An 11,921-nucleotide genomic window follows, 5' to 3' on the forward strand; every position below is an offset into this window, starting at 1 on the left:
GGGGCGGCTGCCGGAAGAACAAAAGGCTAACACCGGACCGGTCATGAGCCAGGCGCCATCTTCCAGGTCAATACAATACAGTGAAGATGCGCGTTATGACTCGCAGGTCACGCTATTTTGCCGAATCATCCCTACAAAGGCTTATTCAACCAGCGACCACGCCAGTGGCGTGCCGCGCTTGAGGGCCTGCCGGGCGCTGCGTCCGAGCACGGCGTCGAGATGCTTGGGCGCCAGTCCCAGGCCGGGGCGGATCGCCCGCAGATTCTCGGCGCTGAAGGTTTCCCCCGCCGCCATATCGCGGGTGACATACAACGAGCGCCGATACACCAGGGACTTGCGTTCGGCCTCGGTGACGCCATAGTGCACCTGCCCCAGGGCTTGCCAGGCCCGTTCGGTCTCGACGACCAGGCTGGCCAGTTCCGCGGGTTCCAGGGAAAAACTCGAGTCCACACCGCCATCGGCCCGATCCAGGGTGAAATGCTTCTCCACCACCGTCGCCCCCAGCGCCACCGCCGCCACCGCCACCCCCACGCCCATGGAGTGATCGGACAACCCGACCTGGCAGCCGAACAATTCGCGCAGATGAGGAATGGTCCGCACATGGCTGTTTGCCGGGCTGGCCGGGTAGGTGCTGGTGCATTTGAGCAGCACCAGGTCCTGGCAACCGGCGGCCCGGGCGGCGCGTACGCTTTCATCGAGCTCGGCGACGCTGGCCATGCCAGTGGAAATGATCAGCGGTTTGCCGGTCGCCGCCACGCGCCGGATCAATGGCAGATCGGTGTTTTCGAAACTGGCGATCTTGTAGGCCGGCACGTCGAGGCTTTCGAGAAAGTCCACCGCCGTTTCATCGAAGGGCGTGGAAAACGCCAGCATGCCCAACTCCCGGGCGCGGGCGAAGAGCGGCGCGTGCCACTCCCAGGGCGTATGGGCCTTTTCATACAAGGCATAGAGCGACGAGCCGGCCCAGAGGCTGGCCGGGTCCTGGATGAAGAACTCGCCTTCGTCCAGGTCCAGGGTCATGGTCTCGGCGGTGTAGGTTTGCAGCTTGAGCGCATGGGCACCGGCCTTGGCCGCGGCCTCGACAAGCCGCAACGCCACCTCCAGCGACTGGTTATGGTTGCCACTCATCTCGGCAATGATGAACGGTGGCGCGTCCGGGCCGATCAGCCGCTGGCCGATCTTGAAACTAGTCATGCTGCTGATCCTTTATCACACGCTCGAAACGGCAGGCCGACTGGACATAGCCACCGTGACGGAACAATTCGAGGGAAGCCGGGTTGTCCGGCAGTACCAGGGCGTCGATCACCGTCACCTGTGGCCAGTGTTCACCTACGGCGGCTTCGCCACGGGCCAGCAGCGCCCGGCCCCAGCCGAGGCCGGCGCGGCCTTGAAACAGATACAGCGAGACCTCGGCGCGACTGCCCGCCAGATCGTAGCGCAGCACGCCCACCGGACCATCCGCGGCCTCGGCGATCAACAGCAGACGCCTGGGGCTGCGCAGGCTGGCGGCCAGCCAGACCTGATGCGCCGCCCAACCGATGGGCTCAGGGTTCAACGAGACACGCCGCACCGACTCGGCATTGCGACCATCGAACAACAACCGCGAATCCTCCACAGTGACCGCACGCAACACCAGGCTGGTGCCAGCCAAGGCCACGGCGAAGCGGCGCGCGCCCAGCCCATCCACCAGGCGCCGCGATTGCTCGGCCAGGCTACGCCGCAGACTGACATTACCCAGAACAAAACCGATGGCCTGGCGCAGGCTCTCGACATCCACCTCGTCGCTGCTGCCCAGATAGACATGCACCCCGGCCGTCGCCAGTCGCTCGGCATTCGCGCGCTGATTTTCCGCCACGGCAATGCACAGGGTCGGCAGGCCGAGGACCGCGCGCTCCCAACTGGTACCGCCACCAGCACCGATAAACAGCTCGGCCCGGGCCATCAACGCGGCGAAATCACTGACAAAGGTCTGCACCCGCCACTGCGGACGATCAGCCGCCATGGCCTGGATCGACGCCAGCATCGGGTTGGCGGTGCCGGCGATAAAATCCACTTCCAGCGCGCTGAAATCCGCCAGGGCGCGCATGGCTTTCCAGGTTTCGCCGGCGGCATCCAACCCGCCAAAATTCACCAGCACCCGACGGGGTTGCCTGGCGATGGGCACCGGGCCCTGGCAGAACTCGTCGCGAATCAGCGCGTAACGCGGACCGAAAAGCTCACGGCAAGGCTGCAAGCAGCGATTGGCGTACTCGGCATCGTTGGCGGTGAAGTTCTGATCGAAGAGCAGGTCCACCGCATGCCGGCGATTGTTCAGGTCATCGATCGCCGCGATTTGCCGCGCCCACTGGCGCGCGGCGGTTTGCCAGGCATGATCGAGGCCATAGTGATCGACGATGATCCAGTCGAAGCCGGGCTCGGCCACCAGGCAGGCGCCCAGGGCGGCAATATCCGCCTGCCAGGGTAGCGGCGCCGCGATGTCCGCGCCAGCCTCCTCACCCGCATACTCGGCCGGCAATGACAGGGCACGAAAGCCCTGCTCGGCGATACGCGCCAACGAGTGGCCGGGCAAGGCCCGACAGGCGAACAACACTTCGGCGCCGCCACTGCGCAGCACCTGCGCGAGGCTCAGGCAGCGCGCCACATGCCCACTACCAATAGCAGGCGAGGCATCCGCGCGGATCAGCACTCTCATGCTTGCAACTCTCCTCCGGCCAACAAGGCACTGTAAAGATACTCGGCGCGCCGCCAATCCTCGTCGGTGTCGATGTCCTGGACCAGATGGCGCGGCAGGATAACCGGCAGGCTTTTCTCCGAAAACAGCACGTCGCCGCGCAGCCAGGCCGCGCTACGCCCCCAATAGAACTGTCCGGCATCCTGGAAGGCACGGGGCAAATCCTGGGAACGGGTCTGTCGATGTTCGGGATACAGCGGCGTCAGCGCGCCATCCTGGCTGAGGGTCAAGGCACGCTGTACCGGGAAACCGAACTCGCAGACCGAAAAGGCAAAGGACTTTTCGGCATGGGCCTCGAGCAGATCCAGCCCCTGGCGCAAAAAACGCGCCTGCAACAGCGGCGCCGTGGCATAGATGCAGCAGGTATGCTCAAAAACGTAACCGACCTGTTGCAAGGCTTGCACCGCATGGGCTATCACCGCCGCCGTGCCGGTGAAGTCATCGGCCAGCGCCGCCGGACGGATAAACGGCACCTCTGCCCCCCGGGCCCGGGCCAGGGCAGCGATTTCCTCGTCATCGGTGCTGACGATCACGTGTTCGAACAGGCCCGAATCGAGCGCCAGGCGAATCGAGCGGGCAATCATCGGCTCGCCATGGAACAGCTTGAGATTCTTGCGCGGGATGCGCTTGCTGCCACCACGCGCCGGAATGATTGCAATCGCACTCAAGGGCGTTTTTCCAGCAGGAACCAGTTGATATCGTCGGTCGGGAACTGCGGATCGCGGTGATAACTGAAACCGTAGTCCAGCAGTTGCAGGTCCGGGTAACGATCGAGCATTTCCCCAGCGAAGTCGCGCTTGAACAACTTGCCGCTGTTACCACGATAGGACACTTCCACCGGCACCGGGTTATAGTACTCGGCAATCAGGATATAGCGCCCGCTCAGCGTATACAGCTGCTCATAGGCCGTCGCCAGCAGCTCGGGCGCCAGGTGGATCAGCACACCCTTGCTCAGGGTCAGGTCGAAACTACGCTCGCGCGGGTAATCGAACAACGAGCCGTGCCAGATCTCAGCGATGCCCAACTCGCGTGCCTGTTCGCAGGCCTTGGCATTGATCTCCACGCCCTGCAGGGCACATGCGGGCAGAAGCTGATGCAAGGCTTGCAGGTTGTTGCCGGTGTTGGTGCCCAGTTCCAGCAGGCTGGCCAGCCGGCCGGTACGCGCCAGGGCCTTGGCGAACAGCGCCAGGTTGGCGGCGACCAGCGCCTGCCCCTGGTTGCGGCCCACATATTGATCGCCGAACTCGCCACGCCAGAACACTTCCTGTTCGCTGAACTCACGCATGTCGGGTATTTATCCTAGGGCCATTGAGCGTCGTTTAACCGACAAGGTTTCGTAATTGTTCGACCACGTAGTCCTGCTGCGCTTCAGTCAGCAGCGGGAACAACGGCAAGCTCAGGGCTTCGCCGAAGTAGCGCTCGGCTTCGGGGAAGTCACCGGCCTTGAAGCCCTGCTCGCGGTAGTAGGGTTGCAGGTGCACGGGAATGTAATGCAGGTTCACGCCGATGCCGGCTGCCCGTAACCGCTCGAACACTTCACGCTGGCTGATCTGGATCCGCTCCAGCTGCAAGCGCACCACATACAGGTGCCAGGCTGACTCGGCGCCGGCCTGGGCCACCGGCAGTTGCAGCGGCAGGTCGGCCAACAAGCGGTCATAACGGCCGGCCAGTTCACGGCGACGGGCGACAAAGCTGTCGAGCCGGGCTGTTTGCGACAGGCCCAGCGCGGCGTGCAGGTCGGTCATCCGGTAATTGAAGCCCAGCTCCAGTTGCTGGTAGTACCACAGCCCCTGTGCAGGGACATTCATCTGCGCCGGATCGGCGGTAATCCCATGGCTGCGCAGACGGCGCAAACGTTCGGCCAGCTCGGGGCGATTGGTCAGCACCATGCCGCCTTCGGCCGAGGTGATGATCTTCACCGGATGGAAACTGAAGATGGTCATCGCCGCAAAGGCACCACAACCCACTGGTCGCCCGAGGTACGACGCGCCGACCGCATGGGATGCATCCTCGATCAGCGTGAAGCCATAACGCTCGGACAATTCGGCGATGCGGCGCATATCGCAACTCTGGCCGGCAAAGGCCACGGCCACCACCACCTTGGGCAAATGCCCGCTGGTCTGGGCGATCTCCAGTTTCTGCGCCAGCAGGCCGGCATCGAGGTTCAAGGTCAAGGGGTCGATGTCGACGAAGTCCACTTCGGCGCCGCAGTAGCGAGCGCAGTTGGCCGACGCGACAAAAGTATTCGGGCTGGTCCACAGGCGGTCTCCCGGCCCCAAGCCCGCCGCCAGACAGGCTATATGCAAGGCCGCCGTGGCATTGCACACCGCCACGGCGAAATCGGCCTGGCAATGTTCGGCCAGTGCCGCCTCGAAGCGCGGGATGGTCGGCCCCTGGGTCAACCAGGGCGACTTGAGCACCGCGACCACCGCATCGATATCGTCCTGTTCGATGCTCTGGCAACCATAAGGAATCTGATAAGGCGTCATACCGGCAGCCCGGCATGCAGATCGGCAATCTGCATCACGTTGAGAAAATCCGGATTGGTATCGGAACGGTATTCGAAGTCCTCGCCCACCGCCTTGCCCTGTTCACCCAGACCATCCACGGCGAAATCGACATCAACGCTGGTGAAACGAATCGACGGTTGGATGGTGTAATGGTCGGCGAATTCCAGGGTCATACGAGCATCGTCCAGCGGTACCATCAGTTCATGCAGCTTCTCACCCGGTCGAATGCCCACGTGTTTGTGCGGCAGGTGCGCGGCCATGCCGGACGCCAGGTCAACGATGCGGATCGACGGGATCTTCGGTACGAACACTTCACCACCGTGCATACGGGCAAAGCTGTCGAGCACGAACTGCACGCCATGGTCGAGGGTGATCCAGAAGCGGGTCATGCGCTCGTCGGTGATCGGCAGTTCCCGGGCCCCCTCGGCAATCAGTTTGCTGAAGAACGGCACCACCGACCCCCGTGAACCCGCCACGTTGCCGTAGCGCACCACGGCAAAGCGGGTCGCCTGCTCGCCGGCGATATTGTTGGCGGCGACAAACAGCTTGTCCGACAGCAGCTTGGTGGCCCCGTAGAGGTTGATCGGGCTGGCCGCCTTGTCGGTGGACAGGGCGACCACCTTCTGCACGCCATTATCGATGGCCGCGGCGATGATGTTTTCCGCACCGTTGACATTGGTGCGAATGCATTCGGTGGGGTTGTACTCGGCCGCCGGCACCTGTTTCAGGGCCGCGGCATGCACGACAAAATCGATACCGCGCATGGCCAGGCGCAAGCGCTCGGCATCCCGGACATCACCGAGGAAATAGCGCATGCACGGCGCGTTGAACGTCTGCTGCATCTCGTACTGCTTGAGCTCGTCGCGCGAGAACACCACCACCCGCCGCGGCTGGTACTGCTCCAGCAGACGACGGATGAAGTTGCGACCGAACGAGCCGGTGCCGCCAGAGATGAAAATCGATTTGCCGTTGAACATACCGTGAGTCCCTTTAACTGTCTGCCAGGCTTAAACGAGCAACTGCGCCCAGCCCACCGGGCTGGCGCTGCCCAGGCTGAAGCCCTTGCCTGTCAAGGACAGGTGTGGGTTGTAGGCGGTATCGTGCTGGAAGTTCGCCGCCCACTTCTCGCGCAGGGCGGCCAGGGCGCGTGGCGCCTCGGGCAGGCAGCCCGGGTGGAGCACCTGCACTTGCGGCGTCCACGACACCAGGCCGCCGATCTGGCCGATCTTGAGGCACAGATCGACATCGGCGAAGGCCTCGGCGAAGTCCTCTTCGTCCAGACCACCGACCGCCTCGAAGAACGCCTTGCGCACCATCAGGCACACCGCGGAGACTGCCGAATAGTTCTGCTCCACCGTCAGCCGCTGCATGTAGCCCTTGGCATCCGTCTTCTCGCCGACAAACGGCGAACCGACGCCGCCGTTCAAGCCGAGAATCAGCCCGGCCTGGGAGACCTTCGTATCACGGCTGTAGAGCTTGGCGCCGACCACGCCGACTTCCGGACGCAGGGCCTGGTTGAGCAGCGACTCGATCCAGTTGGGGTTGACCACTTCGCAGTCTTGCGCGAGCAGCACCAGATACTCGCCCAACGCCTGGTGGGCCGCCGCGTTGCAGAACACCGAGGCGCTCGCCCCATCGGATTGCAGCACACTGACCTTGGCGGCCTGTGGCTGTGCCTGGAGCCAGCTGGCGAGGGCTTCGCTGTAGCTTGGGTGATCGGCCACCAGCACTTCGTATTTCAGGTAGCGGGTTTTTTGCAAGACCGCGTTCAGGCAGCGCTCCAGTTCGGCGAAGTCAGCCTGGCCGTGGAGGATGATCGACACCAACGGGCGCTCGGTATGCCGATAATCGACAAAGTAGCTGCCTGGATTCTGGGACGTGACCTGAGCCTTGTAGCCACGCGTGCCCAGGTGGCGGATCAGCGTCAGGCGTTCATGAGCGTTCTCTTCGAGCGACGGCACGCTGGAAATCAGCAACGGCTCGTCCAGATGGGCCAGTCCGGCCATGCCGCCCTGCTCGATCAGACGCAGCAACAGATCGAATTCCAGCGCTTTGCTGAAGTCGGCCTTGTAGCCGCCGGCCTCGAGCAGCACTTCACGGCGGATCAGCCAGTGCCTGGCCATCAGCGCCGGTACGCTTTGCAGCAGATCGAGGTTGAAACCCGGACGAAAGACATCGCTCAGCGCGCCATTGGCGTCGCGCTGGATTTCATCACAGGCCACCGCACGACAGCCCTCGGCCTCACGCAATTCAAGGCCGGCGCGCAACAGGCCGCTGGTGGTGAACTCGTCCCCCGCCTCGGTCAGCATCACCCAGTCGCAAGGCAACTGACGGATCGTCTGGTTCAGCTTGTCGACCAGATTGCCCGGAGTCACCCGGATAAAGTGCAAGGTGTTCTGCAAGGTCGTCGCCGCCTGCGGTTCGCCGGTGCTGAAGACGACGATGCGGAAAGCCTTGCTGTGCCCTTCCAGCAGGCTGTCGAGGGTCACCTGCAACTTGCTGATGTCGTTGTTCAGGTCCAGTACCAGCAGACCGAAGACCGGACCGTTGCCCTGGGCAACCTGGTAACCGCCTATCGCCTCAAGCTCACCGGCGGACGGCTCGCGGACCTGCAGCCAGTCAAGCAGGCGTCCCGAGAGCATCGCCTCGAAGGTCGCGTGATTGTCTTCGGTGGAAACGGCGTCCAGGCGCTCGGCCCAGGCGAACATATCCCGTGCGTCCTCCTCTTCGCCCAGGCTCTCCAGTTGCCGGGCCAGGCGCTTGACCACCCGGCGGTTGAACAGGTTGCACTCCTGGGCCTGCCACAGCCGGTCCACCACACTTTCCGGGGTGTCGTTGTTGTGCGCGCGCATCAGGGCGTCCTGGCGGGTCCACACACCCTCCAGCCCCATCAACTGCACACGACCGGCCGGCATCGCATGGAGCAGGAATTCGAACTGGGTCAACTGATCGAAAAACGCCTGGTTGTAGTAAGGCATTTCCACGTACTGCTTGGGCCCGAAGCGCCGCACGGGAGCGTCTTTGATGCTGACCCAGGTGGACTCGAAAAGCCCCTCCATGGTCAGTGCCCGACCGGTGCGCAGGCTATCGGTCATGGCTTCGAAACTTTCCAGGGCGAAAGCCTTGGTCTGGGCTTGATCCAGGCCTTCGATGGCGGTGGGCAAAGAGGCCAGGAACTCAGCAAAGGCTTCGCGCTCGGTCACCGACTTGGCATCGGTGTAGCTCAGCGAGTGATAGACCTCGGTGCTGTGTTCCGAATCGCCATAGTTGACCTCACGGACCACATAGGGAATCGGCAGGATCCGCGCCTTGGCCCTGGCGAGCATGTAGTAGACATGGCCGATTTCCTGCCATTGGAAACTGGTGCCTTCAGGCAAGGCCGAATGCCAGTCGCGCATCAGCGCGGTACGGTGCACGGCATAGAACGGTGGCAAATACTGGAGCATATAGTCCACCACCCGATCCTGGGCCCGCTCGGAACCGTAGTCCTCACAGACTTTCTTGTCGCGACGGTAGTAACTGACGCTGCCCGCCAGCGACAGGTACATCATGCAGTAGCCATGGCACATGCCGTAGTCGGCATTGTTCTCCAGGAACGCCACCGCTTCGGTCAGCGCACCGTGAACGATAAAGTCATCGTCGGCGGCAAACACCATGTACGGCGTGGTCACGCTCATCACGCCATGGGCGAACTTGTTCTGCAGTTTCCAGTAATCGTACTGTGGCACATGCAGGTATTCGATCGAGTCATGCCCCTGTGCGACTTCGGCGTAGGCCACCGGGGAGGAGTCCAGCACCAGCAGTTTGCAAGGCAACGCGCTGTAGAACTTCACCGCCCGGCGCAAGAACGCCGGCCGATTGTGGGTGACCAGCACCACGGTCAACAAATCCCCCAGGAGCTGCACATTCCCCTGAAGCGATGCCTGTTCAGAAACGTACTTGCCTTGCATAACCTTTCCCCAAAACTGCGAATCGACCAATGAACTCAGGATAATCTTGCGACTCAGCGAACCCGGCGCAGGTAACCGTCAGGTGCAACGGTGACCAGCAGCTTGTTTTCCAGCTGTTTGTCGATCTCGAAATCACGGTTCTCTTCCAGGTACGCCCAGACCGCGGTCTTCGGGTTATCGCCCGGCCCCCATGGACGATCAGGGAAAAACTCCGGCGGCATGTCCTCGACCACGGTGTCCATCACCACGCAGTAGCTGCCGACCGACACCAGCGGTGCGTACAGGCGCAGCTCTTCCAGTACGTGATCGTGGGTATGGTTGGAATCCAGGACCAGGATGACCTTCTTGCCCTCGGCGGCGGCACGGACCTGCTCGGCGGTCGACTGCTCGATGCTCGAGCCCTCGATCATGCGGATGCGCTTGCTCATCGGATGGCTCTCGATGGCCTCGCGGTTGTGCCGACGGATATCAAGATCGATGCCCAGCACTTCGCCGTGGCCTTGCAGCTCCAGCAGTGAGGCGTAGTAGATGATCGAACCGCCATGGGCAATACCGCACTCGATCACCAGGTCCGGCTTGACCTGCCAGATGATCTCCTGCATCGCCATCATGTCCTGGGGCAGTTGAATGATCGGCCGGCCCATCCAGGAAAAGTGGTAGCTGTACTTGTGCTTGGCCGACTCGTTGAAGAAGTCGCGGGCCAGGCCCTGGAGTTTTTCGTCCTGGCCCTGGGCGGCGATTTCGGCCAGGCATTCGGCTTCGAAGGTTTGCATAACGGTCTTGGTCATTGTTCAGTCTCGGCAAAAGTTCATTGAAAGGTGGCGCTGTCGACGGCGTGGTAGACGTAACGCCCGCCCGTCATGCGCTTGATTTCTTCGAGGTAGTTGGAGTTCATCACAAACAGGTTGGCACCTTCGGGCAGCGTATCCAGGGCTTCCTGCGGCGACGACACGCGCACACCGCTGAGCGGCAGGTAACGGCCCTGCTTGGCCGGGTTGATATCCACCACCTGGTCCACGGCCACCCCCGCCCGCTGCAGGAACAGCGAATAGATCACGCCCTTGGAGGACGCGCCCCAGATGCACGAACCTTGTTCGGGCGCTTCGCGAATAATGCGGATCGCCTTGGCCAGGCTGCCGCTGAAGTCATCCGGCAACTGCTGGCGCTGCACCGGCTCGGTCGGCGTCAGACGCAGGCTGCCGAGATCGGCAACGAGATACAGGTACTGCCCGCCGAACAAATGTCCGGCCTCATGCACAGTGCCGAACAAACGGCGCAGGTCATCGAGACGGAAGTAGTTGACGTGCTCGTAGAACAGGTCGAACCAGGCCCGGTGCTCGACGATCCAGTCGAAACACGGCACCTCGATATAGATCTGCCCGCCCTGGTTGGCCTCGGCCATCGCCGCCAGGAACGCCAGCGGGTCGGCGATATGCTCCAGCACATGGCGCAACACCAGGGCATCGGCGGACAGGCCCAGGCCACGGGTGAACGGCGCCTTGATCACCTCGGGATTGCTGCCCTCGTAGGCCGGGTCGATACCAGTGATGGCGTAGCCCAGGCCGCGCAGCAGTTCGAGGAAATAACCCTTGCCGCAGCCGACTTCGATCAGGCTCCGACCCTTGAAGTGCCGGGCAATGATGCCTTCCACGTCGTTCAGGTGCTGCTGGAACTGACCGGAATGAGCCTGCTCGTTCTGGTAATCGCTGTCGTAGCTCAACTTGTCGGCATCGAAGGCCTGGTTGAAGATCAACCCACTGACTTCATCCTGTACCAGCACGATATCGGCACGGGCCGAAGCCCTGGCCGAAGCCGCGTCGGCGAAGGTGCGATTCTGCAGGACCGGCAGGTCGCCCGCCCGATACAACTCATGCGCCATGTTCGACTCCCAATAGCTGTTGCAGTCGCTCGGCCACGCCCCAGAACGCCATCGGCTCGTGACTGGCATAACCGTAGTGGCCCAGGTTCAGCGCGATGGACGATCCGCGCTCGCGCAGACGTTGCTCGACCAGGGTCCGGACCGCGATCGGCCGGCCGCTGGCACAATTGACCACACCGGAAAACTCCCGCTGTTCCAGCAGCCGCGCCAGGTAATCGGCGGCCACTTCAATGGCCAGGTAATCACGCAGTTGCTCGCCCGCGGACATATTGAAGTGACTGTCCCCGGCCTCGATGGCGCGGTCCAGGCTGGCCAGCAGGCTGTTGCGGTTCTGCCCCTCGCCGTACAGGTAGAACAGCCGGGCCCATTGCAGGTTGAACGGTATCTGCTGGCGCAACGTTTCCAGGAACAGGCGCAGGGTGTTCTTCGCCAAGCCATAAGGATTGCTCGGCTGCGCCGGCGTTGCTTCGCTCAATGGCCCACTCTGCAAGCCATATTCGAAGCAGGTGCCGGTCACCAGGACCTGGGGCACACCGGCCTCGACCGCCTGTTTGATAAAGCGGTAATCGGCGAACAGGTTGTGTTCGAAGTGAAACAGCGCCTGGTAGTTCGGCAAGCCTGGCCAGGCCAGGTGGGCCAGGACATCCACACCCTCGATCAGCGTGCTCAGGTCCAGGTCCGCGGCATGCACGTCGGCGGCGACGAATTCCACGTCATCGATCCACGGCAACTGCCGCGCGGCCTCAGGATCGCGAGCCACGGCGCGTACCGAATGCCCGCGCGCCAACAAGGCCGAGACCAGATGGCGACCGACAAAGCCGGTCGCACCAGTCACCAGCACTTTCAGGCCG

10 protein-coding genes are annotated in these 11,921 nt (G+C 62.8%); all 10 read right to left on the minus strand.

Annotated elements, in window-relative coordinates; genetic code table 11:
• Positions 1-141: 141 nt before the first annotated feature.
• Genes pseI through AC07VG_RS06840 form a run of 10 tightly spaced genes read right to left on the minus strand, consistent with a single transcriptional unit; the run spans position 142 to position 11,917 of the window.
• Positions 142-1,194 carry a pseudaminic acid synthase gene (gene pseI, locus AC07VG_RS06795; RefSeq protein WP_495020710.1) on the minus strand — a complete coding sequence of 351 codons (1,053 nt, stop codon included), beginning with the start codon at positions 1,192-1,194 and terminating at the stop codon, positions 142-144.
• Positions 1,187-2,692: a UDP-2,4-diacetamido-2,4,6-trideoxy-beta-L-altropyranose hydrolase gene (gene pseG, locus AC07VG_RS06800; RefSeq protein ID WP_495020711.1), complete on the minus strand. Its 1,506-nt coding sequence runs from the start codon at positions 2,690-2,692 to the stop codon at positions 1,187-1,189. Before pseG ends, pseI begins: the two co-directional genes overlap by 8 nt.
• The gene (gene pseF, locus AC07VG_RS06805; protein WP_495020712.1) at positions 2,689-3,399 is read right to left on the minus strand and encodes a pseudaminic acid cytidylyltransferase; all 711 of its coding nucleotides are present in this window, start codon (positions 3,397-3,399) and stop codon (positions 2,689-2,691) included. The genes pseG and pseF overlap by 4 nt, the downstream gene beginning before the upstream one ends.
• Positions 3,396-4,016: a pseudaminic acid biosynthesis-associated methylase gene (locus AC07VG_RS06810; RefSeq protein WP_495020713.1), complete on the minus strand. Its 621-nt coding sequence runs from the start codon at positions 4,014-4,016 to the stop codon at positions 3,396-3,398. The genes pseF and AC07VG_RS06810 overlap by 4 nt, the downstream gene beginning before the upstream one ends.
• A gap of 34 nt (positions 4,017-4,050) precedes the next feature.
• On the minus strand, positions 4,051-5,220 hold the full coding sequence (gene pseC / locus AC07VG_RS06815; protein ID WP_495020714.1) for a UDP-4-amino-4,6-dideoxy-N-acetyl-beta-L-altrosamine transaminase: 1,170 nt from the start codon (positions 5,218-5,220) through the stop codon (positions 4,051-4,053).
• Positions 5,217-6,218, minus strand: a complete 1,002-nt coding sequence (gene pseB, locus AC07VG_RS06820) for a UDP-N-acetylglucosamine 4,6-dehydratase (inverting) (protein WP_495020715.1) — start codon at positions 6,216-6,218, stop codon at positions 5,217-5,219. The genes pseC and pseB overlap by 4 nt, the downstream gene beginning before the upstream one ends.
• A 30-nt stretch (positions 6,219-6,248) precedes the next feature.
• Positions 6,249-9,191, minus strand: coding sequence for a TIGR00180 family glycosyltransferase (locus tag AC07VG_RS06825; protein ID WP_495020716.1), 2,943 nt, complete (start codon positions 9,189-9,191; stop codon positions 6,249-6,251).
• Between the two features lie 53 nt (positions 9,192-9,244).
• Positions 9,245-9,979: a cephalosporin hydroxylase family protein gene (locus AC07VG_RS06830; protein ID WP_495020717.1), complete on the minus strand. Its 735-nt coding sequence runs from the start codon at positions 9,977-9,979 to the stop codon at positions 9,245-9,247.
• Between the two features lie 20 nt (positions 9,980-9,999).
• On the minus strand, positions 10,000-11,070 hold the full coding sequence (locus tag AC07VG_RS06835; RefSeq protein ID WP_495020718.1) for a class I SAM-dependent methyltransferase: 1,071 nt from the start codon (positions 11,068-11,070) through the stop codon (positions 10,000-10,002).
• Positions 11,060-11,917 (minus strand): NAD-dependent epimerase/dehydratase family protein, encoded by an 858-nt coding sequence (locus AC07VG_RS06840; protein ID WP_495020901.1) that lies wholly within the window; start codon positions 11,915-11,917, stop codon positions 11,060-11,062. Before AC07VG_RS06840 ends, AC07VG_RS06835 begins: the two co-directional genes overlap by 11 nt.
• Positions 11,918-11,921 lie beyond the last annotated feature (4 nt).

It is taken from the genome of Pseudomonas sp. GW821-FHT03C07, from assembly GCF_059420925.1.